Consider the following 26,240-nt stretch of genomic DNA (forward strand, 5'->3'; position numbering starts at 1 on the left):
CACCATTTTAAGCGATACCACTCTCTTGCCGGCGCAGATCCTCATAGAAATGCCCCATCGACGTGCTGAAATATGGGCATAACCAGAGGAACCCAATCCCGAGTGTCGGGATGCATAGTAATAACCAGCCGAGGAAGGACAAGTAGAGCATGAACAATCTTCCTTTGTTCCCCGCCATCATTGCCTTGCTGCGGTTGATAGCCTCCGAAGGTGCCATGCCCGGATTATCCCGCAAAATATAATACGATTGCGAATAACGAAGCGCAGCGATGATGCCTGGAACGATCAGCAGCAGCAGCCACAGCAACGTAAAGATCATATTCAATACATAGAGCACTAGCGTTTCTTTATACCGCTGAAACCCACGGAAAATGCCGTTAACTTCCGGCACATGCCCCCGAGCAAAATCCAAATAATGATTGTAAATCCCGTACGCCAATGGGGCTTCCAACAGGATGCTAATGATCCACCCGATGTAATCAATCTTATTCGTGACGGTACTAATGAGAATGGAAATGATCATGAATAATAAAGTGTGGAGAACAGCCGGCTTCCAATTGCCCGATAAGCTTTGCCTTGCTCTGGCACGAATCTGAGGACGAGTAAGCATGTGTTGTTTTTTCCCCCTGGAATAATAATGTGTCATTCTATTCCTATCTTACTTGGGAATTCTCAGCTTTAACAATCTCTTTTTTACAAAGATTGTCTAGAATGAACCATTCTACAATGACAATATCGAGAACAATCGCGGTCCAAATGTTGACGTTCAACACTTCCTCAATCATCCCTTCTCTACCCGCCGGCAGAGAAAACCCATTCACCACACCATAGGTTAGCAGCAAAATCGGAACCACCACGCGCGCGCACACCGCCACCAGCGTAATCCCGTAACTGCGAATCATCCATTTGCGATGATCGTCAAACCTCCTAAGCACCGCAGTGCGATACCCTTTCCAGCTCGTAAACAGCCAGAGGCTGGTCAGAATGAGGAAAGACACCGCTTTTGTAAAATCCTCTACATACAGAATGACCACTAGAGATAGAATCCCGCTTAGGAAGACACACCCGACATACACGCGTCCCAGAGTCCGATGTACACGGGGATGATGTTTGCGGATGTGCCCCACAAATTGACTCCATCCCGTCAGCAGTGCGATAAAAGCAAAGGAAATATGCGCAACGAGTGCCGGATATTGAATATTCGCAGAGGAGATACTCACGCGACTGTTATTCGGGTCAAATGTCAAATAAGGGAACATGAATGGAATCATCACCCCAATCGAAACCACAAGCAGAATCCACCAACGCCTATTCGTTCTCACAACCATCACGCCACCTAGGTTTTCTTTTCATTGTACCCCGTCATTCTATGGAATCCGTAAAGGAATTCTAAAAAAAGGCTAAAAACAAAAACCGAGAAGCTCCGCTAACGGAGTTCCCGGTTTCTTATCAACCTGTTTAAACGGTACGCCCTTGCGAACCGGCAAGATCCTCGTAGAAATGTCCCGCCGCCGTGCTGACATACGGACCCAGCCAGAGGTATCCGATACCGAGCGTTGGGATACACAGCAATGCCCATCCGATGAAGGACAGGTAGAGCGTAAACAAACGCCACTTGTTCCCCGCCATCAACGCCTTGCTTCGGTCGATCGCTTCTAGCGGGGCGATGCCTGGATTATCCCGCAATATAAAATAAGATTGCGAGTAGCGAAGCGCCGCGATAATACCCGGAACGATCAGCAGCAGTGCCCATAGCATCGTGAAGATGGCCATAACAACGTAGACCACAAGCGACTCCTTATACCGCTTAAATCCGCGAAAAATATCTGTCGCCTCCGGCACCTTCCCCCGGGCGAAATCCAAATAATGATTGTAGATCCCATACGCCAAAGGAGCCGTGAGCAGAATATTGATGATCCACCCAATGAAGTCAATTTTATTCGTAATGGAACTAATAAGGCCCGAAACCACCATATACAGTAAGAAGTGAAGTACGGCCGCTTTCCAATTGCCGGATAAGCTTTGCCTTGCTTTGGCGCGAATCTCAGGACGAGTAAGCATGAATCGGTTTCCCCCCGAACTAGTATCGTTTAGCTTCAAACTATACTACGTCGGAGAGATCGAATTTAGTCCCCATACATACCGTCTATGAGCAAATCTTCAGCATTGATTCGTTCATTCCGTCGTTAATGCTTATTTTCCCCTTGCTCCTCCGCACTCCTGCTTCCGATGGGTCTGGACAGCAGTTCAATTAGCGATATCGGGTTATCCGACATTTGAATATGATCGCGGACCTCGGGGTCGTTATTCTCAATATCTTGCATCGATTTATACAGGTTATACAATACGCCCATTATACGGATCCTCCAACTTCGGCAAGCATGCTGACAAATTGTCCGCCAAACTGTTTGCAGATTTCTTTCTCAGCGGGGCTTGGCCCGAATTCTATTTTTAGCCCTTCCAAAACAACATCTGAGCCTAATTCCTTGAGTTTATCCATCAGGATATCTACAGCAACTCCATACGCAGGGTAAGAGGAATCACAGGAGCCGAATACGGCAGATTTGGTGCCCTGCAATTGCAGGCCGTTCATTTGTGCATAGTAATCAAGAAACTCATCCGGCAGTTCTCCGTCCCCCCACGTATACGCGCCAAGGACAATTCCATCGTAAGCCGCCATGTCGGCAGCAGCAGCATCCATTACCATCTGAACCTTGAGGGTTCCGCCTGCCTCACGGATGCCTTGTGCGATTGCCTCCGCCATATCCTCTGTATTACCTGTCATGCTCGCATAAACCAGCAGTATATTAGCCACGCCGTCAACACTCCTTTACCCTATGTCTCCATAGTCCGTTGCTTGGTTGTGCGTTCCTTACGTCCCGCATTTCCTCTCTCATATTAGTTGATAATGATTCTCATTGTCAATTATAGTTTAGAAAAAAGTTCCGATTGTTAGAAAACGTTTGTCCATTTCGAGAACAGTGTTTGGGCAATCCTCGATTTTGTATAGCGTCCCTTGCGGAAAAATTATACAATTTGTCTATTACCGTCGAATTGGAGTGGAATTTGTGACGAGAAAAATAATCGTGCCGTTGCTTTGTATGATGATGATGCTTCTTTCATTGCCGGGAGTTACGCAAGCAGCCGCCCAGCCTGCTGGTCAAGCGGCAGTTCTCCGAATGGAGAATGCGATGAAAGTAGGCAGCAATTATATTTTTTATTTGAAGGATTTTCTGAAAGACAAACCCTTAACACGAGCTTCGCTGAGTGATCTATCAATGAATTTCTATAAAGCTTTAATCAAAGGAGAGTTTGATGCCAGCAAAGTACAAGGTACGCAGACGATTCCATCGGATGTCCACACAAGCAATGCATTAATGGCTATTCGACTCGGATTCATCTCGCCTGTGCAGGGCAAATTTATGGCTAGTCTTCCGGTATCCCGTGAACAGGCCGCCGTTACTCTATACCGAGTTATGCTAAAAGCCGGCGTCGTCAAGCCTGTCAGTGCGGCGAAGAAGCTAGCCTCCGTTCAGGATTACAATCAAGTGTCGAGCTGGGCTCGTCCAGCGGTTACTTATTTTGGAGATAAGCAGCTGCTCCCCTATCAAGTCGCAGGCACGACGCTGAAATTATTGCCAAAGTCCAACATTACCTATGGGGATATGGTTGCTTTTGTCGGATTGATTTATAAAGCAATCGCTACCGTGGACGTGACAGATCATTTTGAGCTGATTGAAAGCATGGAACTTGGGATGAGAATGATGATTACTGACAAGGAATTGAAGCAGGCATATATTAAAGCAGAGAAGCTGGTCAAAGATCTGATCTCCCCCGGTATGAGCGACTTCACGAAAGAATTAGCGATACATGATTATATAATTATGCATATGGAGTATGATCAGGCGGAGAATCCTCCACCAAGTGCGTACTCCATTACCGGCGCACTCTTATATGGATCAGGGGTATGCGACAGTTATACCAACACAGCCTTTGTGATGATGAAGCTCGCTGGATTGGATGTAATCACTATCTTGGGTTCGGACAAACAGGATGGAGTCGCACATTCTTGGAATAAAGTAAAGGTGGACGGCAGCTATTATAATGTGGATCTTACATGGAATGACGGGGACGATACTGTTGGCTATAGGTATTTCAACTTAACGGACGATGAGTTCATGGAAGACCATACCTTTTATCACCTTGAAATTCCGGCAACTGCAGTTGACGGCAATTATTATAACTATCAGGGCTTAGTGGCGGATTCAGAAGAGCAGCTACTCGCCTTAATAAATCAGCATGCGGCAGAGCTTAAAGAAGGCGCATCATTTAAAGTGACGTTCAATCCCACTCGGGAACAGTTGCGACTATTGGTCGAGAAGCATTTTCCTCAGCTTCATATCTCGCTGCTTCTGTTAAACAACACGAATATCATAAAGGTTCTTAACACACCGATTTATGACGACGAATAGTGAATAAAAGCCGGAACTCCTTATGTAATAGGGAGTTCCGGCTTTTTTAGTGGTTTAAGATTTCTTTTGCCATACTGGCTATACGGTAAAGCTTCTCTTTGTTGGTTAAGGAACGCGTAAGCACTCGCAGGCCGAGCAAGCTGTTATGCAGACTTTCGGCCAGTTCCTCAGCACTGTGCTTCGAGGTGAACTCACCCGACTGCTGCCCTCTACGAATAACATCCGTGACAGTTTGCTCCCAATAAGCGAAGCTCTCGCTCACTTTGGTTCTTGCCTCGGGATCGCTCGATGCCAGCTCAACTGCCATATTCACCATCATGCAGCCGGCAGGGTTATCTTCGCTTGTACCCTGGATCGTGTAATCGAATATGAAATCGATCGCCTGACTAGGTGTAGAGTTCGGAATGAGCGAACCAAGCCGATTGTTGGTCAGCGTTTTGTACCGATCAAAGGCCCTTAGATATAACATATGTTTATCACCGAACGTATCATACAAGCTCCTGCGGTGAATGCCCATACGCTCGACAAGATCATTAATTGACGTTTTCTCGTAGCCCTGCTCCCAGAACAGCTTCATTGCCTTCAGCAGTACGACGTCTTCTTCGAATTCTTTCGCTCTAGCCATAAGCATACCCCTTTCCAGTCGATTTTACCATATTGAGAACATTCGGTAAAGAATCGGCGGCGGGTTGTCGATCTTGGATGACCTTCTTACGCTTAACGATACAACGGCGCGCCGAACGGCGATGAGCCCGCGCCTCCGTCTACACTGATTTCGGCACCTTGAACGAATGATGCATCATCCGAAGCCAGGAACAAAGCGACGTTGGCGATTTCTCCAGGCTCTCCTAAACGGTTTAGAGGAATCGATCGTGTGAGTTTGGTCTCCATTTGCGCAAGTCCCTCAGGCTGACCCCAAATCGGCGTGCGGGTAGCACCGGGAACGACGGTGTTTACGCGAATACCCCGTGGAGACAGCTCGGAAACAAACACTTTAGCCATGCTGGTTACAGCTGCTTTGCTCGCCGCATAAACCGCCCATCCCGGGCTTCCTGCATTAGCAAGCACCGAGCCATTCAGGATCACCGAAGCGCCTTCCTTCAGGTAAGGCAATGCAGCTTGTACGGTGAAGAATACGCCTGTCACATTCACGTTCAAGACTTCCTGGAATGCGGACAACTCCGTACCGCCTAGCGGAGTATGACCGCCTATGCCGGCATTGGCGAATACGACGTCTAGTCGGCCAAATTTCTCAACAGCTGCAGCTGTTGCCTTCTCCAAGTTCTGCGGATCGGTTGTTTCTGCTTGAATACCGAAACTATTCGCCGTACCAAGCTCCTCCACTGCTGCGTCCAAGGTAGCTTGATTTCGACCTGTAATGACAACCTTAGCTCCTTCTGCCACGAACAATTTCGCAGTTGCGAAGCCAATCCCACTGTTACCACCTGTAATGAATGCTACTTTACCGTCTAATTTACCCATTTCAAATCGCTCCCTCAAATTAGAATGATCGTTCCCGAAATAATAAAAAAAATGCTGCTGCACATCCTATCATTAGTTGCCCGCCTGACTACATATCCACATCCTCATACGAGAATGATCGTTCTACTATTTCGATTAAAAAAGGAATGCATCCATACCACATGTTTGCTTCCTTCTTGCTTACGAGTTGATCATATCATATTGAGAACGATCGGTAAAGAATAAATTAAAAGCTAGCCCACTCGTGTGGACCAGCTCAACTTCTTCAAGAACGTAACCCGATGATGTTGATCATTAACCTCGTACCCTGTCATATTCCATCAGCTTAGCAGCCAACTTCGCCCGCTCCTCGCCCAGCAGCTTGCCGATCACATATAACGATGCATCGATTCCCGCAGAAACGCCGGCTGACAAAATAATGTTCCCATTGTCCACATAACGCGCATTCTCGTCAATGTCAGCGGATTTCGGAGCAATAGCTCGCAGCTCATGAATCGCGAGATGATTCGTAGCAAGCTTCAAACCTTCCGCCAGCTGTGACTTTACTACCAGCAGTGCACCTGTACAAACCGACAGCAGCAGCTCGGCTTCTCCCGCGGTCTTATGGATCCAGTCCGTCATGACCGTATTGTGCATTTCAGTTCTGGTGCCTGGTCCTCCGGGAATGACGAGAATGTCCGGCTTCGGACAATTCTGAAAGCTGTAGGCCGGGTTAATGCTCAGGTTGCCTAACGCACGAACCGGACCATCGTGTTCCGCCACGGTGAACACATTGAAGTCCTGACCAAAGTTACTACCGGATAGAAAAGCCTCGAATGGCCCTGCAAAATCCAACACTTCCACGCGATCAAAGATCAAAATCGCTACATTTCTTGCCCGCCGCACCTGCTCCATCTCATCATCTCCCATGAAATAATAAAAAGTGCTCAGTCCAAAGACCAAGCACTTCGCCCAGGCGTACGGCATATGAAATATGTGCTCCCTCGTGGTACTCCACGTTTACGCCAGTCACACACACCCAATACTACCTTCAGTTTAGTCCGAATATTCTCACAAATCAATCGTTCGTTTCATCCGTTGTCCATAAACCACTCGAATTACGAACTCGGCTGCGAGCAGCAGGAACAGGATTGCCCCATAAACGCCGATGGTGTAGCTCCGCGTATACGACACGCCGAATCCTTGGTGAACCACATAAGTAATCGCGTGAATACACAGGTTCGTATAGCAGAATGCATAGCTTCTCACCATCCAATTACGATGGGCGATGCGCTGTTTCCTTCTTATTTTCACAATAGCGATCACCGTCATGGCCGTCCATAGCATGCTCACAAGGTTAAATGGAACGCTGTTCAGCTTGCCACCGGTGGCAGAAGGCGCCATATAGCCGGAAGTGAGCACAACGACAAGGATCGCGCCAAAATAAACATAGCCGATTATTCTGTGTGCCTTGCGGTATTGGGTCTGCACCTTCGCTGCAAAATTAACCGCTCCCGCCACCATCGCGATGCACGCGCACACCACATGAACATACATGATATTGAGCCAAACCGGCTTATTTAGCGGATGCTTCAGGTTGATTTTATGACTCAAAAAACGCTCCGCCTGAGGATCTATAAAGAAATTGATGCTAATGACATAAACGATAAAGCTAATCGCAATCGTCAGCATGCACCGATAGAGTATATTTGATTTCTGCATCGCTATGTTGTACCTCGCTTTATAATTAAAACTCCACGCCGCGTACCTTCGCATAGATCACCGTATCCTGCAAACGTCCTTCCACATCGAGTTTATCGCTGTAAAAAAATATGGCGAGGCTGCACACAGTACAATGATAACCTGCGCACAGACTCACCACAATTTTTTTCGCGGACAACTTATATCTTCTTCACCCAGCCGAAAGGATCTGCAACAGCTCCGGTTTGGATGCCCGTCAGCGTTTCATAGATGGATTTCGAGAGCTGCCCTGTTACGCCATCGCTAATCACGAGCTTCTCTCCGTTCCAGTTCATCTCCCCAATCGGCGAAATGACAGCAGCTGTTCCGGTTCCGAAAGCTTCTTCCAGCGTACCGTTACGACCGGCCTCATACAACTCCTCAACGGAGAGTGCTCTCTCTTCAACCGGAATGTCCCAATGCTGTAGAAGCTGAATGACCGAGTTACGCGTGATGCCAGCCAGAATACTGCCGTTTAGTGCAGGCGTAACAACCGTTCCGTTGATTTTGAAAAACACATTCATACTGCCGACTTCTTCTATATATTTGTGCTGTTTGCCGTCGAGCCACAGAACCTGGGTGTAACCTTGCTCCTTAGCAGCTTGCTGCGATTTCAGAGCTGCCGCATAGTTGCCCGCTGTCTTCGCTTCGCCTACGCCGCCAACAACTGCGCGAACATATTCGGATTCCACGTGGATTTTGACTGGGTTGATTCCCTCCGGATAGTAGGCACCAACAGGCGACATGATAATGATGAATTGGTAATTCTCGGATGGAGACACGCCAAGCGTCGCTTGCGTAGCAATGACGTAGGGGCGAATATAGAGCGACGTGCCCGGAAGATCCGGAATCCAGTCTTGATCGACTGCAATTAATTGCTCCAGCGCCGCAATAGCCGTATCTGCATCTATAGCAGGCACGCTCATGCGATCATTGGAACGGTTCATACGGGCGAAGTTGTCGTAAGGACGGAACAACTGAATGCCGCCGTCTTCGGTCTTGTAGGCTTTCAACCCTTCGAAGATGGTTTGTCCATAATGGAACACTTTTGCTGCCGGATCGAGTACGATCGGCTGGTAAGGGGTGATACGCGGGTTATGCCACTCTTGCTCGACACTATAATCCATTACAAACATGTGATCGGTAAAATAGATGCCGAAACCAAGCTGATCCTGCGCTGGCTTGGTCTTCTTGTTCTGACTGCGTTCAATCGAAATGGCGTTATTGGCTGTTGTCATGGTTTTATCAATACTCCCTTACTTTCATAATTGGTGATTGCATACTACCATTCGTTGAGGTATATATAAAATATCTATTCTGTTCATCATCCATACCTTTAAAGTATGTAAGGTGGAATTGAAATTGGGGATGCTTACATGGACTTTCGACAGTTAAAATACTTCTTGGCGATTGCGCAGGAGAAGCAGATTACACGAGCAGCGAAGCTGCTGCATATGGAACAACCGCCCCTTAGCCGTCAGCTCATGCTCATGGAAGAAGAGCTTGGCGCCCAACTGTTTGAACGTAGCCGAACCCAGCTGACGCTGACCGCTGCAGGGCGGCTGCTTAAGGATCGGGCGGAATCGTTGCTGCTGCAATTGGATGAGACGATGAAAGAGGTCAAGGAGCTCGAGCTGGGTGTACGCGGTACGCTTTCTCTAGGCGCTGTTGTTTCCTGCGTTTCGATTCTCCCTGGACCCATTCAGCAATTACGAGAGAAATACCCCCAGGTAACGTTTAAGATTGCCGAAGGCGATCATTATCTGCTGGGGGAAATGCTGGAGAGGCGCTCCATTGAACTTGTCATATCCAGATTGCCATTCGAAGCTCACCTGCTTCCGAATAAGCTGGCCATGCTCCCGCTTCCTTCCGATCCCTATGTTGCCTTGATGCCTGCCGCGTGGGCTTCCCCTGGCGGAGGGAACGATATTAGCATGGAAGAGCTGGCCCAATATCCACTGCTAACGTTAAAGACGGATAAAACGATCAAAATGCACGAACAAGTCGTTAACGAATTCAGGCGCCACGGCTTCGAGCCCAACATCATCTGCGAATGCTCCAGCGTCGCTATTATTATGTCCCTAATTGCTGCAGGAATCGGCGCGACCGTGTTTCCGAAATCGGTCATTTCATCGTTCCCCTCCGGGGACGTCATCACGCTTGGCATCCGCGATGCCGATTTCCAATCCGAGGTCGGCATTCTGTGGCTGAAGGATCAGCTGCTGTCTAAGCGCGCTCAGCATTTTATTGAATGCTTTCAATAATCAAGCAAACCTAATTAAGGCCGGTATCGCTCCTTCGAAGGAGTATACCGGCCTTAAATATTTATTCAAACTCCTCGTCACGGCAGTCTGCTCCACTACTATGGATGACCGGAATCATCCACTGATAACGCTGGCGCTCGTGGAGCTGATGACGCTCCAGATTAGGTCCATCCGACTCGAAGCCGAACGATTGCAGAACGAGCATTAAGCTAAAGCAGGCATAGGGATCATTCGATAAACAATCCAGCGTCACAAACAAGGTTGGTTGTATTTGCTCTAGTTCGATTTCAAAGCGCGTCTCATGCTTCCAGCTATCCGGCACGATCGTCTTTGCAGGCAAACGGAACCCGATCAGACCGATCATTTCATCGCCGATGATTTGTTCCTGCCGCACATAGGCCTCTTGCGATACCAGAATCCCCTGCTTCTTTAAATAGGCCGCACTCTGATCCATAGCCTGTGCATAGGGCTGAAGCTGACGTTTCACGCGATGTCGGAACCACAGCATTCTTGTTGCATGCGACCACCTCACCAGCCGAACATGCTCATCAACCGCGTCATCGATGCCATCCAAGTATTGCTTCGCTACGTTCAGAGCGAGCAGCTTGGAGTCTACATCTTGACGCCATTTGCGCAGCCACCCTGTCTGTCCCTCTGTGTCCGCGGCAAGATATTGTCGAATCTCGGCCAAACCTATATCTGCTTGTCGAAGCGTATGAATTTTCAACGCACTCGGAATTTGTTCCTCCTGATAGAACCGATAGCCGTTATCCGCTCGATAGCTCGGCTGGAGCAGCCCTTCTTTCTCATAATAACGAAGCGTACTGGCAGGTAGACCCGTTCGCTCGGCGAAGCTTTGGATCGGCATGCCCGTTCTCAAACAGATCCCCTCCATGCAGCCTTATTAATAGTAGCTCCAGACGTTCAAGCGATTGCCATCCGGATCGTAGAAATGGAATCCTTTCCAGCGTTCCCCGATAATATCCGAGGCTTCGATTCCTTGCTCCTTCAGCCAAACATTCGTTTTATACAGATCCTCTTGCTGCTTAATATGAAAATAGAGTCGTGCGCCGGGATTGGCCTTACCCGCACGCTGAGACTTCTCCCCTGTGAGCTGCTCCAACCAAACAAAGTCCCATTTGTCTTTCTTATCGCGCATGAGGGCAAACCCTTGATCCTGGTAGCTCTTCTTCGACCGCTCCCAGCCGAAAACCTGCTCATACCAAGAGATCGAGGCTTCCAGATCCGTTACACCAAGCCATAGCGGCTTAGGTGCATATTGCACGATGCGCGAGTCAGGGAATTTCCCTTCCAGCTTGCGATCTTCGATTAGCGTCAGACGAACATTGCCGAATGCGAGAATATCAGCCGCCCATCTGCCATCGGGCATCTCAAACGGATCAGCACAAGTGACGTCCTGGGATTTGAAATAATCCAGCGTCTGCTTCAAATTAGCCGTACTGAAACAGAATCGGCAGTGCCCTTCTTCATAATCGCTTAATGTGAAGTGATCCAGCTCACTCTCGAACGACTTCAAGTTTGCTTGTCCAACGCCGGGCAATTTGAAGAACGCTTTTCGGCCGACCGGCCCGTCGCCTGTTCCTTTCAACCGCCATCCCATCTTCTCCCGATACCATTCCACGGCTTCGTCGAACTGCCCCCAAGGCACCATAATAAAGCCGCCGTCAAACTTAAAGTAAGGTGTCTCCATGTCGTTTACTACCTCCACTTTTGGGATATTTTTGCTAAGACGATCATACACCTTGAAGTTACTTTAAGGTCAATAGCAATCTGGACCTCCATAGCAGAATAATACGCAAATAGACCGGGAGCGCTGCCAGGCAGATGCTCTCGGTTTATTGTTGGCATACACACTCCATTCCTCGAATATGTTGTCTTGAAACTCCGATGTATGGATCCAGCTAAAGGGGCGAACCGAAATGATGAGACGATACCTGGGCATGCTGGCAAATGTAGTGCTGTATTTGGCTATGATCATAGCCGCGATTGTGGTCTATAATGTCGCTGTAAACCCGCTGGTCGGGTGGGGAACATTCGGGGAAGGCGAACAATTGCCTGCGCAGGCTTTTATCGTGCTGGCTCTGTCCGTCGTGCTGTGCTATCTAGCCTATAAGGTGAAATACAAGCTGATGGTATCGCAATCGCCGCCCGGCTTCATACGGATGCAGGAGTACCTGCCTATTTCAACCCTGAAGGCTGTACATATGGTCACCGTCGGCATCGGGTTTGCTTTCTTCTTCACCGCTGCCCTCAAGCTCCTTCTCCATCAAGGGGTAAGCGAACTGGCGAGCTTCACGGATCAATATGCCGACGTTCCAACCGGTTACCTCATCGTCTCTGCCGTCATCAACACCACGCTTGAGATCATTTTGTTCATGGGCATCCTCTTTAATGAAGCACGCCGAAATGTCGCCGTCTTCTGGGCCGTGCTCCTTGTTTCCTTCATTATCGCTGCCCTACAGCCGGGCGGAATCGCCATGCAGCTGCTTGGCATCCCACTTGGTTTTCTGTATGGCTACATGTATATCCGTTTGCGTTCCATTTGGCCCGTCATCCTCATCGGGTGCTCCTTTAATGTCCTGTTCTTTGCTTTTGTCAAATCGACCGCATTCGAGTGGTTCGACAAGCTTCACGATGGCTGGCTTATCGTCATTATCGCTGTTGCGGCAGTGTTTATGGCAGTGAGCGTCTTGAAATACAGCGCTAAGCGCTCAAGTACCGTGTAGCAAAAAAAAGCGTCACTCGCATGAGTGACGCTTTTCATTCTGATTCTGCATGCCGTTCCAACTGCCGACGAATACCATCGCGATCATTCCAACGCACATAGAACGCCTCCCCCGGCAGCACGGAAAAGTTGCCTTTTCCATGCTGCACCGGGGAGGCGCTACTCGCTTCTATTCTAAAGCTTCAAGGACAGCCTGCAGGCCGTAGCTGTTGCCGATCGGACCGTAGCCCATCGCCAGCTCGCCATTAATGGCGTAGGTATGTTTGTTTTCAACAGCCTTCAGCTTGTTCCAGACCCCGCTTTTCTCCCACTCATCTGTCATGGCAGGGAGCGATTTATCGACGTAATTGAAATAGCCAAGGAAGAGATGGTCGGGATTAAGCTTGCTTAACCCTTCGAGAGAGAGCTCTACGCCTTCCTCCATAGCCGGATCGTCAGGTGCTTTCAAGCCAAGACCGCCTTCGTAGTACTGCGTCAAATACTTCGTGCCGCCCAACCATACCGCATTATTCCGAACTTGGATGAAGGCTACAGTTCCTTCCACCTTCGCCACTTTTTCTTTGACTTCTTGAAGCTTCGCATTGTAAGTGTCGATGTATTGCTTCGCAACATCCTCTTGTCCAAGGATTTCCCCGAACTTCGTCACAAGCGGCTGCCAATTGCTCCATACATCCGTTACGGCTTCATCGATAACAACCGTCGTTGCAATCTTCTGCAGTTGATCCGTGATTTCCGCATTGACGCTGTTACCGGCAATGATCACGTCCGGTTTATAGCTCAGCAAGGCCTCCATATTGACAGTTGTATTCTCGCCAACGACGACCATTTCACCAAGCTTGTCTACATAAGGCTTGTAGCTGTCCGTATGCAGCGCTGACGACTTCTCTGTAAAAGGAAGTGCAAGCGCAGCTGATTTCACATCAAACAGCAGAATCGAGTCGATATAGCCCCAGTGAACGACTGCCACTCTTTCCGGCTTCTTAGCAATCTCGATTTTGCCATTCGCTGCATCGATGGTACGCGGAAATGCACTTGTCGAAGTATTGTTGCTCTGCTCCGTTTCACCACTCGGCGCAGTATTAGTTGCTCCTTTATTATTTGAACCAGAGCACGCGCTCAGGAACAAAGCCAAACTTAACAGAGTTATTAGTACCAAATAAGATTGTTTTCTCAGTTGCATGTCAAGCTTCCCCTCTTCCATATCCTCATTCTATCTATCTCGATAACGATTCTCATTATCAACTAAAACAGTACCATCAGATGCGGGAAAATAGAATAGAGAAATTCCCGACTCCACAATGGACTATTTCTTCTGATGAAGCAGTCCGACCATGCTTGGCGCTACGCCTTTATATTTCTTGAACAGTCGGCTGAAGTAATAAGGGTCGGCATACCCGACACTCCTCGCAACGGCCGATACCGACACCTGCTCGGTAAGCAGCCACTCGTGCGCTTTGTTCATTCGATATCGAATCAGATAATCGATCGGTCCGGTACCTGTATATTTGTGAAATAGATAAGAGAAATACTTCGGCTTCAGCTGATAGCGCTCAGCTAACCCAGCAAGCGTAAGTGCATCCATGAAGTGGTCATGAATATGGCTGAGCGCGTCGTCAATCACCGAATAGCTCTCTTTGTTCTGACGGTTACGCTCGGACTGCAGCAGCTTGGCAACGTACTGGTAGAACAACGACTTCTTCTCGAGCATCCCCATATTGTCAGGAACCGAAGCAGCTTGAAGCAGCTGCTCTTGCAGCCGCAGCAGCTCCGGATCGACCGTAACCTCCAGCAGCGTTATTTCATGGGTGCGCTTTAAGCCGCCCGGCACTGCTTCCGACATGCTTGGCATATAATGCGCGATGTTGTATTGAAAACCGCTGCTGCCCACTACGATTTCAAGCCTTCTGCCCGCTCCTCCAAGCAATATTTTGCCAGGTTCAAGCTGGTAGCGCTCCTCGTCATCGAAGATAAATTCGGCAGATCCGCTTAGGGAGCAAACAATCGCGCATTTCGAAGTTGGCTTGTCCACATGCCCGCTGTACACTTGATTCGCTTCTAGCTGTGTCCGAAACACACCAAACAGATCAACAGGCGTATGTACAAATTCTCTCGCCAGCTCTTCATAGCTGTAGGCCATGTGGTGCCACCCCCTTCGTTAATTCTCACAATCATATAATAAAATGTACAGGCTGACGACTACAATAGCAGCTATGACTATGAGGTAATGTGATCCTAGTGAAGCTATACGTCATCCCCGGGACAGTGAATTATGATATACTGTCTACTACATATACACTTATGGAAGCCGTAAGCTGACGGAGGAATAGTAGCAATGTCCGACAAAAAGGATCACAATGATGATGAAGCGATACAAAGCTTGCCCGAGAGCGTGAAACTGAGCTGGGGTATTATCAAGCCGTCACGCAGAGGGCCAAAGGGCGAGCTTAGCATTCCCAAAATCGTGGACACCGCCATCGCGATCGCCGATCAAGATGGTCTGTCCGCCGTATCGATGAGCCGCGTTGCCGGAGCGCTTGGTTTCACTACGATGTCCCTTTACCGATACATAACGAGCAAAGAGGATTTGCTGCTGCTCATGCAAGATAGAGTGTGTCCGCTTCCACCTGAGGCGGAGCCGGGGGAGTCAAAGAAACATTGGCGAGAGGAAATGCAGGACTATGTTCAGTTCTGTATTGGTGTCTTTAGGGATCATCCCTGGTTCGCCGATATTCCCATTCGAAGCGTCCCTATGATGCCGGGCAATCTTCGTATTATTGATTGGATGCTTCGCATTATGCGCGACTTCCCAGTCAATGAGTTTGAGAAAATGTCATTTGTTCTCCTGGTTAGCAGCTACGCGAGAGCATGCGGCATGATTGCCAGAGATATGGATTTGGTTATCAAGGCAGGCGACAGTTTCTCGACTTTCTCCGGATTGAGCTACACCGCTGCATTGAAGCAGCTCATTACGGAGAGCAGCTTCCCGGACCTGCATCCCATCGTCATGTCAGGCGCCTATACAGGAGAAACGGAGAGTCCGGTTGGGGACGATTTGGTCTTCGGACTTGAACGTATTCTGGATGGCATCGAGCAATATCTTGAAGTTAGGCGTCAGATTAAACCTTAATCTGCATTAAAAAAGCAGCGACTCGGGCTATAGCTCGAATCGCTGCTTTTTCATTTATCGCTGCCCGGCTTTCCGGCGGAACGCGAGCGTGCACCATACCAGCGCAATAATCAGGATGGCTGCGCACCAAGCGATCGCCCACCAGCCGTTGTTTCCAATTGGCGTGCCGGAGAGCAGGCCGCGAATGGTCTCGATGACCGGCGTGATTGGCTGATGATTGGCCACGCCTTGCAGCCAAGAAGGCATCGTACTCGTCGGCACGAAGGCGCTCGACAGATACGGAAGGAAGAGCAGTGCGAAGCCATACCCGCTTGCGGCCGACGGGCTCCCGGTCACAAGTCCGATTGCGGCGAATAACCACGTGAACGTCAGAATGAACAAGATGATGACGCCGAGCGCACCCGCCCACTCCATTACGCTTGCGCCCGAGCGGAAGCCCACGGCCAGAGCAACGCCGATGACGATACACGTCGCAAGCAAATTGCGGACCAGGCTGGCGACCACGTGTCCAACGACGACGCTTAATGAGCGGATCGGCATCGTACGGAATCGATCAATGATGCCGTTCGTCATGTCTGTCGCGACATCGACTGCGGTGCTTGAGGAACCGAAACCTGCGCACAGAAGAATGATCCCCGGTACGACGTAATTGACATAATCGCCCGAAGGGTCAATCGCACCGCCGAACACATACGTAAACATCAACATGAGCATAACGGGGAGCATAATCGCCATCACGAGCGACTCGACGTTGCGAAGGCTATGACGGAGGCTGCGCATGATGAAGACAAGGTTGGTCACTCCGAAGGATGCGGGCTTCGGTGCCCGCTGCTGTATAGTTCTCATGCTCATGCCAGTGACGCCTCCTTCTGGGTGGTCGTTAACGCTAAGAAAACATCGTCCATGCTCGGCTTGCGAATGCTGATATGCGTACCTTCAGGGAAGGAATGAACGAAGCTCCCAAGCGTTTGCCACACATCAACGATGGTTCCGCTCGTTGGTATCGTTCGCAGCAGCTCGTTATCCTTATTTCGCAGCTCGATCACTTCTCCGCCCACACGCGTTTTCAGCTCGGCAGCTGTTCCAGACGCAACGACTCGGCCGTGGTTAATGACCGCGATCGTATCGGCCAGCTGATCGGCTTCCTCCAAATACTGTGTCGTCAGAAAGATCGTGATGCCCTGTTCCTTCAATTGCTGAATATTCGCCCAGAGCGCGCGGCGGCTCACCGTGTCCAGCCCGGTTGTCGGCTCATCCAAGAACAACACCGGCCGGTGCACGACGAGGCTGACGGCAAGATCCAGCTTCCGGCGCATCCCGCCGGAATAGGTCTTCACGCGTTTGCCTGCGGCAGCTTCCAGATCGAAACTTCTCAGCAGCTCTGCTGTGCGGGCACGGCTCTCCGCGGCTGATAGACCAGACAGCCGGCACATCATGTTTACATTCTCCGCCCCAGTCAGCACTTCGTCGACCGCAGCAAACTGGCCTGTCAAACCGATCGACTGACGTACTTCTTTCTTGTCTGCCACAATGTCATGTCCTTCAATCCGCGCATGGCCGTCATCAGGTTCGATTAAAGTAGATAGAATATGAATAAGTGTCGTTTTGCCGGCACCGTTCGGACCAAGCAGGGCAAAAATCGTACCCTTCGCGACCGCCAAGTCGATGCCGTCCAGCACCGTTTGACTGCCGAAGCGCTTACGCAGCCCCGCAGCTTCAATTGCAAGCTTTGCCATAAGATTATCCTCCTCATTAACTGTGTATGTTGTAATCAGTATATTATGTATACAGTTATTTTACAACAAGAAAAAAGGGTCCCTTGTATCTTATTTAGATACAACTTGGACCCTTTCTCTTCTCCAACCATTAAAAATCGTGACGATTACCACCACACAAGCTGCTATGTGCTGAGAGTTGGATTAAGCAACTCTCAGCGTCAATTCGGCGTGTTTCGGGAGGTGAGAGTTCGTTTTTGCGACTCTCGGCTCCAGTTGTGGGACCCTTCTCACTTTTGCACCGGCAATACGCCCGGCAGTTCCGCCTGCCCGAGCAGTACCTTCATGCCGGCTCCGATATTGGGCTCTTGCTTCCCGTATAGCGCCACGCCTGACTTTACGTCCCGCAAGTAAAGCAGCTCGTAAGGGTTGCCCAGCGATACGAGCGAATACCGTTTGCCCAGCTTATTTACCTTATCGATAACCGATTGGTACTCCGACCACCCGAACTGACTGGCTGCATTGCGGAACTGGTAGGAGGCCACCACAACGTAATCTGCACCATTCAGCTTAGGCAGCGCAGCCGCTGTCTTCCCTGGCCCGATGACCACAACCTCTATGCTCAGATGCTGTGAAGCACCGGCCTCTCGCAATTGTTTCTCCAATTGCTTCCCGATCTCTTCGTCTACAGCGGCAATGACGACCCGATCCCCTTGTTCAATTAGATCAGGATATTTCCCATCGCGTCCAGCCAGCAGTGTCACCGCACGTTCTCCAATCTCTTGCTCGACCTTGCGATGCGGCGCAGAGCCGATAACTTCCGTAAGCCCAGCCAGCTTGGAAGAGAGACTCTTGCCCCTTTCGCCAAACAAACCATACTTCGCCTTCAACTGCAAAATCCGCTTAACCGCGGCATGAATCGCATCCGAGGAGAGCGTCCCATTATGGACGGCCTTCACCAGCGCCTGATGCGCAATCGCCGAATCCTGCGGCATCAGAATGATATCGATCCCTGCGGATACCGCACGCACGACAGCCTGTTCCTCGCCAAAATGCTCCGCGATCCCGTTCATCGTAAACGCATCGGAAATAATAACCCCTTTGAAGCCCAGCTCTTCTCGCAGCAGTCCGGACAGCACCTTCTTCGATAAGGTCGCCGGCACAGGCACGCTGCTGCCATCTTTGCGGGAGATGACATGTTCATTATCTACAGCCGGGAACGCAATATGCGCGCTCATGATCATTTCCACGCCGCCCTCAATGGCAGCGCGGAACGGCTTCAACTCAACCGCGTCCAACCGCGCGCGATCATGCGTCAGCACGGGCAGCCCCAGATGGGAATCCACCGTCGTGTCGCCATGCCCCGGAAAATGCTTTACCGCCGGAATGACGCCCGAGGACTGCAGCCCCTTGATCTCCGCCAGCCCAAGTCGCGTAACCAAATCCGGGTCCGAGGAGAAGGAGCGCATCCCGATGATCGGATTGTCCGGATTACTGTTAATGTCGAGCACCGGAGCAAAATCAACCTGCATACCGAGCGCCTTCAGTTCCTCGCCCGTCAACTGACCCGCAGCCTCAGCCAGCACCGCATCCCGCGCAGCTCCCAGCGCCATCTGCCCTGGCAGATTCGTACCGCCGGGAATCCGCTTAATCACGCCGCCTTCTTGGTCGATCCCAAGAAACAGCGGAATATCCCCTGCCTCTGCTTGCAGCTCATGCGTGAGCGTCGTGACCTGCTCGGCGTTCACGATATTTTTCTCAAACAGAATTAAGCCGCCCAGATCCTGGTCGTGAATCGTCCCCTGGATGCCTTCGTTTACCGTTGTCGTGGGCTGCCCCTTCCACTGCCGGATATCCGGCATGAGCATTTGCCCTACCTGCTCGCTAACGGTCATATACGACATGAGTTTATCCCAGTCCTGCGCCTGAATCGCGTTCTCTCGCTCAAACCGGATTACTCTTGTCATAAACACCGTAAACTCCGCACGCGTAACCGATTTATCCGGTCGATAGGTGCCGTCTGCATACCCGCCGATCAGCCCATTCGAGCTCATAATTCCAATAGGTGCAGCCGCCCAGTGCGTCGCGGTATCCGTCAGACTCACTAGGCGCTCGCCGGATTGAAGTGCGTAGGCACGTGTGAGAAAAGCCGCTGTTTCGGCTCGACTGATGGGTGCGTCCGGGTGGAACGATCCGTCAGGAAAACCACCGGCCAGTCCCATTTGTGCAGCTACGGCAATCTCTTTGTAGAAATGGTGGTTTTGCGGTACGTCCTTATACGTCTGTCCACCGTCAGCTGATTGCTGCGGATACAGCTCTCGCACCATGAAAGTAACCGCCTGTGCACGGGTAACCGCCCCTTCAGGCTTAAACACCCCACTGCCGTAACCGGCCACCGTTCCCCGCTTGGCCATGTACGTAATACTATCTGCCGCCCACTGTGCTCCCTGTAAATCTGTAAATTGTTCTTCCGCCGCTGCCGCAGTTCCCGCCCAAACCATAAAGGCAACTCCAGCAGCCGTGCCAATCGCAGCAGTTGGCTTCCATTTCATCATTTGTCACACACCTCTGTATCTCATCTCTACATGGTTAAACGCAAAGGAACGTGTTTTGTTACTTGGCAGCATTTTCTAACCGCAAAGGAAGATAATACGCTCGGCAGTGAATGATTAGGCTGCAAAAGCGTACACCAGCAAGGCAACGATTCCGGCTACCCAGATCATAGGCACGGAGTTGATTATCTTCGCTAAACCCTTCTTACGCTTATAAAATACCCAGGCAAGGATTGAACAAATAATTGCAGCCACCGGATACGCAGCAATAGTGGAGACGAAAGCCACATTCCAGGTACTGAAGCCGGCATCGAAGGACATGAATGACATGAGGAATATCCCTAGCCACGGCAGCAAGAAGAGCAAGTAAGCAATCTGGCTAATGATGAAGTACTTTTTCATTTCTTATTTCCCCCTGTATTCTCCTGATAGAAACGCTACTAAGCTATGATATAGGGCAAGGCCACCTGTAACAAGACGGGGGGGTGATATTTTTTATTAATACCCACTTGACTGATTGGAATTATTGGTTTAATATCAACTCAAGATCCTTCAGCGGTCATTATTTTAGTACTAAAGTAATTTCATAAGCCGATTGGTTAACCAAAGGCCACAACAAATCCCTACTCTCGGGACGACGTTGCGGCCTTTTTTGGCGCTTCAAATGAAAGTTGCTAAAGGAAGGAGATTATGGTGGATATTGAATGGTCACAGCTAGAAGAACTCGACTGGCTCTTTCGGCGGATGGTCCGGAAGTTCGTCAAGGAACGCGACAAAATCTCCATTGAAGGGGTTGCGCTGCCCGGCATTCTCATCCTGCACAAACTGGTCCGCGATGGACAGCAAAAGCTTGGCGATCTGGCGGAACAACTCGATTTGACCTCCGGAGCGATCACAGCACTTTGCGACAAACTCGAAGAGAAGGGCTTCGCCGGACGTCACCGCATGACGGAGGATCGCAGGACCGTACTGCTCGATATTACCGAAGAAGGACGCTCCCTATTAGCACGGCATCAAGATATTGGGCAGCGCTGCATCACCCTCCTATTCGGTGAATTTTCGAAGCAAGAGCTCGATTTACAGAAGGCTACATACACCCAAATCACAGACAATCTGGAGCATTTCGCGGAGACGATTCTAAGTATGGTTCGCAACAATACTGCCAAACCTCGAGAAAACAAAATCGCTAAGCCAGCTGTGCCGGCCCAAGAAAACCGTTTCCTGCATTACTAAAACCAACCTTTAGAGGAGAGATGAACATGGGACACCCTACTATTTACCCGACCGGAACAACCGTCTACTTACCGGAGAAAGCTTGGAGCGGCTACACCATCTACCAAGCAGCCGAAACCGGAGCGCTTCTAATCGACATGAGCGGCAAGGAAGTCCACTTGTGGCAAGGACTCCGCGGCTTTCCGAACAAGATCCTGCCAGGCGGCTTCGTAACGGGGAGCACCAAGGAAAGAGATCCGAGGTATGGCTTCCAGGATGAAGCTGACCTCGTGCAGGTAGATTGGGATGGCAATATCGTATGGAGCTTTAACCGCTATGAGCTCATAACCGATCCCGGCTACGAGCCGGAATGGATGGCCAGAGCGCATCATGACTATCAGCGTGAAGGCAATCCGGTCGGCTATTACGCGCCTGGTCAGGAGCCGAAGACTGACGGCGGGCGCACGCTCATCCTCGCCCACAAGAACGTCTCCAAGCCTGAGATTTCGGATAAAGTGCTGCTGGACGACACGATTATCGAGGTCGATTGGGAAGGCAATATCATTTGGGAGTGGGCGGTCAGCGACCACTTCGACGAACTCGGCTTCGACGAGGCAGCGAAGAACGTCCTGTTCCGTGATCCGAACGGCCGCCATTTCGGCAATGATACCGGTGGGGATTGGATGCACATCAATTCCGCGTCATGGGTCGGTCCGAACAAGTTTTATGATGCCGGTGACGAGCGGTTCCACCCGGACAACATCATCTGGGATGCGAGGGAATCGAATATTACGGCCATTACCGACCGGCAAACAGGCAAGATCGTCTGGCAGCTCGGCCCTGATTTCTCGAAGCCGGAATTCAAGCATCTCGGCTGGATCATTGGCCAGCATCATGCCCATATCATTCCAAGAGGGCTTCCCGGTGAAGGCAACCTGCTTGTGTTCGATAACGGCGGCTGGGCCGGATACGGTCTGCCTAATCCCGCTTCCCCTTACGGCCAGAAGAACGCGGTACGCGATCACTCGCGTATTCTCGAAATCAATCCGGTTTCGCTCGAGATTGAATGGCAATATACGCCGACTGAAGCCGGCTACTTAGCGCCGCTCGACTCTTATCGCTTCTATAGCCCTTATATCAGCTCGGCGCAGCGACTGCCAAACGGTAATACGCTCATCACAGAAGGTGCCGACGGACGAATCTTCGAAGTGACAAGCGAGCATGAGCTGGTGTGGGAATATATCTCCCCTTACAAAAACAAACGCAACTCGAACATGGTCTATCGCGCCTACCGCGTCCCTTACGAGTGGGTACCGCAGCTGTCTAAGCCGCAGGAAGAAGCGATTATCCCGCTCGATGTCGCGGACTACCGAGTGCCAGGCGCAGCAGCGAAAGGTTCTAGCTCCGTCGTGAATATCGTAGGCACACGTTCCTTCGAGGAAGGTGCATTCTGTGTAGCCAGTACAGACGAGAAGCCGCCGGGACAGGATTCATAACTTTTAGTCGAAAATAGGAAAGCGAGGGGTTCCAGATGAAAACAGCGAAAAAGAATCGGTCCTTATACAGCTTACTAATAGCCACCCTATTATTGACGGTCGTGCTGAGTGCATGCGGCAAGAAAGAGAATACCGCGAATACGAATGCCGCGCCGGCGAACGCTTCTCAGTCGGAGGACGTGAAGTCTGACCCGGTCACGATTAAGATTGCCGACATCTTGACCAATCCGGTGTTCCGAATGGCCAAGAACAAAGGTTTCTTCGACAAATATGGCATTGATGCAGAGATCATTACATTCGCCACGCCTGCCGAAGGGATCAATTCGCTCTTCATCAAACAAGCGGATGTCGCCTTTGGTGCGGATTTCCCGATCCTTAACGCGGTGAGCAAAGGCGATTACTCCATTATTGCAGCCACCGGCACCAACACGGACATTGCAGCGTCCCAGTGGAAGCTTTTCGTCAGAGATGACATTAAGCAAGTGTCCGATCTGGCAGGTAAGAAGCTCAGTACACTTCGCGGTACCTTCCTCCCCTACTTGTGGGATGAATATCTGAAGGAGAACGGAGTCGCCTTGCAAGATACGAAACAGATTGGTCAAGGCGGCTTTGACGAAGCTTACGTGGCATTGAAGAAAGGCGAGATTGACGCAACCTGGATTGTTGGCGCAGCCATGGTTAGCAAGTTCCAAGCCATTGAAGGGGTTCACGAGCTGACGGATATGTCCAAGACAAAGGTGCGGATTGGCGGCGGTATCGTAGCACCGAACACCCTAATTAAGGAGCACCCGCAAGCCATTTCGAACTTCTTGCTTGCCCTCGATGAAGCGTCCGCGTACATTACAGCGCATCAAGAAGAGACGGCAGACATTCTGTATAAAGAAGTGAAGCAGCCGAAGGATGCCACCATTCGCGATCTGCCGACAAACAACTGGGAAATCGGCTTCAAGCAGGAATCCTTCGATTCCTTGACCAGCCAGAAGACTTACATGGTTAACGCGGGCATCATTAAAGAGGACTTTGACCTTACCGCCAAGCTTAGTCTGGATGGCGCAAAGCAGGCAGTGCCCGACCGTGTTACTTACGGCCAATAAGGGAGGAATATCGATGTCCTTAGCAACCTCAACCTCAACTTCGTCTTCGTTACCCGGTAACAGTACCGATACCAATACGATAACGATTGAGCGGCTGAACAAGAGCTATTCCGATCATAAACCCGGTGCCGTGCACTATATCATCAAAGACATCGACTTAGTCATCAAAGGCGGGGAATTCTTCGTCCTGCTTGGTCCGAGCGGCTGCGGAAAGTCAACGCTGCTGAACATTATTGCCGGTTTCGTATCCAAGACCGGAGGCAATCTGCGCGTTGGCGGCATTGAGATCGATAAGCCGGGCCGTGAACGGGCGGTCGTCTTCCAACAGGCCGATTCGTCGTTATTTCCTTGGTTGACCGTGCGCCAGAACGTAGAATTTGGTCTGAAGATGAAGAAGATGCCGAAAGAGCAGCGTAAAGTCATATCGGATCGTTTCATTAGTCTCGTCGGCTTATTCAGCCATGAGAACAAGTTCCCTCGCGAACTGTCCGGAGGCATGAAGCAGCGTGTACAACTGGCACGCGTACTAGCTAACGATCCAGCTATCCTGCTGATGGATGAACCGTTTGGGGCGCTAGATGCCATGACCAGGCGAACAATGCAGAAGGAACTTAGCCAAATTTGGTGGGAGACGGGCAAGACCGTTATCTTCGTTACGCATGATATCCAAGAAGCCATTCTGCTTGGCGGGCGAATTGCCGTCATGTCTTCCGGACCTAATGCATGCATTTCGGATATCTACGATGTTCCGTTAGCCTATCCTCGCGAAGCAGCATCATCCGAATTCCAGTCCCTGCATCGGCGCATTCAGTCCCACTTCGATGCCGAGCTCGAAGGAGGATTGCATCCATGAAGAAAACATGGCAGAACAAATGGGTTACCCTCCCGTTACTGTGGGTATTAGCCTTCTTCGCTTGGCAGGTTGGCGCTTGGATCTATGGGCCGGAGATTATTCCCGGCCCGATAGCCACATGGCAAGGCGCACAGGAACTGCTATCTGATGGTTCCCTCATGAAGTACATCGGTATTAGCTTCTACCGCGTATTTACCGGCTGGGCGCTTGGCAGTCTTCTCGCGATTCCGATTGGGCTGACGATCGGCAAGGTCTCCGCCATCCGCATTTTTGCAGAGCCGTTTCTCAACTTCATTCGGTTTATCCCGCCTATTGCCTTCATCACCTTGTTTCTGGTCTGGTTCGGGATCGGCGAGCAGTCGAAGATCGCCTTAATCATGTACGCGACCTTATTCATCGTCATTATGAATACGTTAACGGGCGTCCTCTCCGTGGAGGAGGATAAAATTCGTTCTGCACGAAGCATGGGCGCTTCGGAGTGGCAGATTGTGCTGCATGTCGTCATTCCCGCAACCACCCCTTATATCTTCACCGGTATTCGCCTGGCTATGGGTACTTCCTATATGGCCATAATTGGCGCGGAAATGATTGCAGCGAACGAAGGCGTCGGCTTTCTGATTTGGAATTCCAGGCTGTTCTTCCGCACGGATTGGATTTTTGTCGGCTTGATTAGTCTTGGCCTCATGGGCTTCATTACAGACCGCGCCGTCGGATGGATTGGACGCAAGGCATTATATCGATACGGTGTAATTAGTTCGGCACCGAACCGTCGATGAGAAACGAAAGGCCGTGAACCCGACCTCAGCGTCGGTTCACGGCCTTGCTTGCGTTATGTGCTAAGCGTTGGACTCTGGCTCTGCGCCGTACTGCGTGCTTTACTGCCTCTTAATGCAGCCAAGCAGACCCAGATGATGCCGATGCCCCAAACCTCAGGCGCGATTTGAATGCCGAAGTCAATCGGGATAAAATCTGCGATCGGACCGATCATGATAATTATAGCGCCAATAACAGGCAGCTCTCTTCGTACAATCAGGCTGATGCCAAAGTAAATCCAGCTTAAAGCAAAGAGCATGAAGGTCACCATAACCCCCTCCTGTGCAGGGGAAGGCGGGTCTTCTGCAAGTGGCCGTGCATGTTCGTAAAGCATCGGCAGCGCGAAGCTCTCGACATACTTAAAGCCAATGAAAAAGCACATGCCGGTGAAGAGAATAAGAAAGCTCACAAGCAAATTTGTGGTTGTTTTCGAATGGTACGCAAACATCGCGATGATACCAATGACGATCATAATCGCGCTGACCATGTCAATTAACCCGATTGTGACATCATGCGCCATCTTATCAAGCCCCAACACGTACTCATCAAAAAACACATTCAGGAACTGCACCGCTCCTCCGATTATTCCAAGTACCGCAAATACGCGAAGCACACTTGGTTTCATTAGAACTGCCTCCTTCTCCATAGGGACGTTTTCGGCCTGTTTATCCCATCTTAGAATGGTTTTACTCCCA

28 protein-coding genes and 1 riboswitch are annotated in these 26,240 nt (G+C 50.4%); of the genes, 9 read left to right on the forward strand and 19 right to left on the reverse strand.

Annotation, left to right across the window (positions count from 1 at the left end; genetic code table 11):
- Positions 1–7 precede the first annotated feature (7 nt).
- From AC506A_RS24565 to AC506A_RS24585, 5 genes are all read right to left on the reverse strand, one after another.
- Positions 8–610: a DUF975 family protein gene (locus tag AC506A_RS24565; protein ID WP_495463631.1), complete on the reverse strand. Its 603-nt coding sequence runs from the start codon at positions 608–610 to the stop codon at positions 8–10.
- Between the two features lie 43 nt (positions 611–653).
- The gene (locus AC506A_RS24570) at positions 654–1,322 is read right to left on the reverse strand and encodes a DUF2306 domain-containing protein (RefSeq protein WP_495463632.1); all 669 of its coding nucleotides are present in this window, start codon (positions 1,320–1,322) and stop codon (positions 654–656) included.
- Between the two features lie 136 nt (positions 1,323–1,458).
- Entirely contained in the window at positions 1,459–2,061 is a 603-nt protein-coding gene (locus tag AC506A_RS24575; RefSeq protein WP_495463633.1) for a DUF975 family protein, read from the reverse strand.
- A gap of 125 nt (positions 2,062–2,186) precedes the next feature.
- Entirely contained in the window at positions 2,187–2,354 is a 168-nt protein-coding gene (locus tag AC506A_RS24580; RefSeq protein WP_495463634.1) for a hypothetical protein, read from the reverse strand.
- A complete protein-coding gene (locus AC506A_RS24585; RefSeq protein ID WP_495463635.1) occupies positions 2,354–2,815 on the reverse strand; it encodes a flavodoxin in 462 nt (153 codons plus the stop codon). The genes AC506A_RS24580 and AC506A_RS24585 overlap by 1 nt, the downstream gene beginning before the upstream one ends.
- A 253-nt stretch (positions 2,816–3,068) precedes the next feature.
- On the opposite strand from AC506A_RS24585, the gene AC506A_RS24590 reads away from it, so the two are divergent.
- Positions 3,069–4,472 (forward strand): transglutaminase domain-containing protein, encoded by a 1,404-nt coding sequence (locus AC506A_RS24590; protein ID WP_495463636.1) that lies wholly within the window; start codon positions 3,069–3,071, stop codon positions 4,470–4,472.
- Between the two features lie 46 nt (positions 4,473–4,518).
- Here the strand turns inward: AC506A_RS24590 and AC506A_RS24595 are convergent, their stop codons facing one another.
- The 5 genes from AC506A_RS24595 to AC506A_RS24615 all read right to left on the reverse strand — a co-directional run bounded on the left by AC506A_RS24595 (position 4,519) and on the right by AC506A_RS24615 (position 8,911).
- Positions 4,519–5,097 (reverse strand): TetR/AcrR family transcriptional regulator, encoded by a 579-nt coding sequence (locus AC506A_RS24595; RefSeq protein WP_495463637.1) that lies wholly within the window; start codon positions 5,095–5,097, stop codon positions 4,519–4,521.
- Between the two features lie 92 nt (positions 5,098–5,189).
- A complete protein-coding gene (locus AC506A_RS24600) occupies positions 5,190–5,954 on the reverse strand; it encodes an SDR family NAD(P)-dependent oxidoreductase (RefSeq protein WP_495463638.1) in 765 nt (254 codons plus the stop codon).
- Positions 5,955–6,248: 294 nt separating this feature from the next.
- Entirely contained in the window at positions 6,249–6,848 is a 600-nt protein-coding gene (locus tag AC506A_RS24605; RefSeq protein ID WP_495463639.1) for a DJ-1/PfpI family protein, read from the reverse strand.
- Positions 6,849–6,896: 48 nt separating this feature from the next.
- A riboswitch (ZMP/ZTP riboswitch) is annotated at positions 6,897–6,976 on the reverse strand.
- A 28-nt stretch (positions 6,977–7,004) separates the two neighbouring features.
- Positions 7,005–7,655 (reverse strand): DUF2306 domain-containing protein, encoded by a 651-nt coding sequence (locus tag AC506A_RS24610; RefSeq protein WP_495463640.1) that lies wholly within the window; start codon positions 7,653–7,655, stop codon positions 7,005–7,007.
- A 179-nt stretch (positions 7,656–7,834) separates the two neighbouring features.
- Complete coding sequence (locus AC506A_RS24615) at positions 7,835–8,911, reverse strand: branched-chain amino acid aminotransferase (protein ID WP_495463641.1); 1,077 nt, start codon at positions 8,909–8,911, stop codon at positions 7,835–7,837.
- A 138-nt stretch (positions 8,912–9,049) separates the two neighbouring features.
- Here AC506A_RS24615 and AC506A_RS24620 point away from each other — a divergent pair, with 138 nt between their 5' ends.
- On the forward strand, positions 9,050–9,937 hold the full coding sequence (locus AC506A_RS24620; RefSeq protein WP_495463642.1) for a LysR family transcriptional regulator: 888 nt from the start codon (positions 9,050–9,052) through the stop codon (positions 9,935–9,937).
- 61 nt (positions 9,938–9,998) lie between these two features.
- Here AC506A_RS24620 and AC506A_RS24625 read toward each other — a convergent pair whose 3' ends face one another.
- Both AC506A_RS24625 and AC506A_RS24630 read right to left on the reverse strand, forming a co-directional pair.
- Positions 9,999–10,817, reverse strand: a complete 819-nt coding sequence (locus AC506A_RS24625) for a helix-turn-helix domain-containing protein (protein ID WP_495463643.1) — start codon at positions 10,815–10,817, stop codon at positions 9,999–10,001.
- 24 nt (positions 10,818–10,841) lie between these two features.
- The gene (locus AC506A_RS24630; protein WP_495463644.1) at positions 10,842–11,648 is read right to left on the reverse strand and encodes a VOC family protein; all 807 of its coding nucleotides are present in this window, start codon (positions 11,646–11,648) and stop codon (positions 10,842–10,844) included.
- A gap of 229 nt (positions 11,649–11,877) precedes the next feature.
- Here AC506A_RS24630 and AC506A_RS24635 point away from each other — a divergent pair, with 229 nt between their 5' ends.
- Entirely contained in the window at positions 11,878–12,684 is an 807-nt protein-coding gene (locus AC506A_RS24635; protein WP_495463645.1) for a CPBP family intramembrane glutamic endopeptidase, read from the forward strand.
- A gap of 168 nt (positions 12,685–12,852) precedes the next feature.
- Here the strand turns inward: AC506A_RS24635 and AC506A_RS24640 are convergent, their stop codons facing one another.
- Both AC506A_RS24640 and AC506A_RS24645 read right to left on the reverse strand, forming a co-directional pair.
- On the reverse strand, positions 12,853–13,863 hold the full coding sequence (locus tag AC506A_RS24640) for an ABC transporter substrate-binding protein (RefSeq protein WP_495463646.1): 1,011 nt from the start codon (positions 13,861–13,863) through the stop codon (positions 12,853–12,855).
- Between the two features lie 123 nt (positions 13,864–13,986).
- Positions 13,987–14,820, reverse strand: a complete 834-nt coding sequence (locus AC506A_RS24645; protein ID WP_495463647.1) for a helix-turn-helix transcriptional regulator — start codon at positions 14,818–14,820, stop codon at positions 13,987–13,989.
- Between the two features lie 195 nt (positions 14,821–15,015).
- On the opposite strand from AC506A_RS24645, the gene AC506A_RS24650 reads away from it, so the two are divergent.
- A complete protein-coding gene (locus tag AC506A_RS24650) occupies positions 15,016–15,810 on the forward strand; it encodes a TetR/AcrR family transcriptional regulator (protein WP_495463648.1) in 795 nt (264 codons plus the stop codon).
- A 54-nt stretch (positions 15,811–15,864) separates the two neighbouring features.
- On the opposite strand, the gene AC506A_RS24655 is transcribed toward AC506A_RS24650, so the two are convergent.
- From AC506A_RS24655 to AC506A_RS24670, 4 genes are all read right to left on the reverse strand, one after another.
- Entirely contained in the window at positions 15,865–16,662 is a 798-nt protein-coding gene (locus AC506A_RS24655; RefSeq protein ID WP_495463649.1) for an ABC transporter permease, read from the reverse strand.
- On the reverse strand, positions 16,659–17,546 hold the full coding sequence (locus AC506A_RS24660; protein ID WP_495463650.1) for an ATP-binding cassette domain-containing protein: 888 nt from the start codon (positions 17,544–17,546) through the stop codon (positions 16,659–16,661). Before AC506A_RS24660 ends, AC506A_RS24655 begins: the two co-directional genes overlap by 4 nt.
- A gap of 269 nt (positions 17,547–17,815) precedes the next feature.
- Positions 17,816–20,080: a glycoside hydrolase family 3 N-terminal domain-containing protein gene (locus AC506A_RS24665; RefSeq protein WP_495463651.1), complete on the reverse strand. Its 2,265-nt coding sequence runs from the start codon at positions 20,078–20,080 to the stop codon at positions 17,816–17,818.
- 114 nt (positions 20,081–20,194) lie between these two features.
- On the reverse strand, positions 20,195–20,479 hold the full coding sequence (locus AC506A_RS24670) for a hypothetical protein (RefSeq protein ID WP_495463652.1): 285 nt from the start codon (positions 20,477–20,479) through the stop codon (positions 20,195–20,197).
- A 288-nt stretch (positions 20,480–20,767) separates the two neighbouring features.
- On the opposite strand from AC506A_RS24670, the gene AC506A_RS24675 reads away from it, so the two are divergent.
- The 5 genes from AC506A_RS24675 to AC506A_RS24695 are packed head-to-tail and all read left to right on the forward strand — an operon-like array spanning position 20,768 to position 25,508.
- Positions 20,768–21,310 carry a MarR family winged helix-turn-helix transcriptional regulator gene (locus AC506A_RS24675; protein WP_495463653.1) on the forward strand — a complete coding sequence of 181 codons (543 nt, stop codon included), beginning with the start codon at positions 20,768–20,770 and terminating at the stop codon, positions 21,308–21,310.
- Positions 21,311–21,336: 26 nt separating this feature from the next.
- Positions 21,337–22,785, forward strand: coding sequence for an aryl-sulfate sulfotransferase (locus AC506A_RS24680; RefSeq protein ID WP_495463654.1), 1,449 nt, complete (start codon positions 21,337–21,339; stop codon positions 22,783–22,785).
- Positions 22,786–22,820: 35 nt separating this feature from the next.
- Positions 22,821–23,879, forward strand: a complete 1,059-nt coding sequence (locus tag AC506A_RS24685) for an ABC transporter substrate-binding protein (protein ID WP_495463655.1) — start codon at positions 22,821–22,823, stop codon at positions 23,877–23,879.
- 13 nt (positions 23,880–23,892) lie between these two features.
- Positions 23,893–24,732, forward strand: coding sequence for an ABC transporter ATP-binding protein (locus AC506A_RS24690; protein ID WP_495463656.1), 840 nt, complete (start codon positions 23,893–23,895; stop codon positions 24,730–24,732).
- Entirely contained in the window at positions 24,729–25,508 is a 780-nt protein-coding gene (locus tag AC506A_RS24695; protein WP_495463657.1) for an ABC transporter permease, read from the forward strand. The genes AC506A_RS24690 and AC506A_RS24695 overlap by 4 nt, the downstream gene beginning before the upstream one ends.
- Positions 25,509–25,561: 53 nt before the next feature.
- On the opposite strand, the gene AC506A_RS24700 is transcribed toward AC506A_RS24695, so the two are convergent.
- Positions 25,562–26,170: a hypothetical protein gene (locus AC506A_RS24700; RefSeq protein ID WP_495463658.1), complete on the reverse strand. Its 609-nt coding sequence runs from the start codon at positions 26,168–26,170 to the stop codon at positions 25,562–25,564.
- Positions 26,171–26,240 lie beyond the last annotated feature (70 nt).

It is taken from the genome of Paenibacillus sp. N22P23, assembly GCF_059383735.1.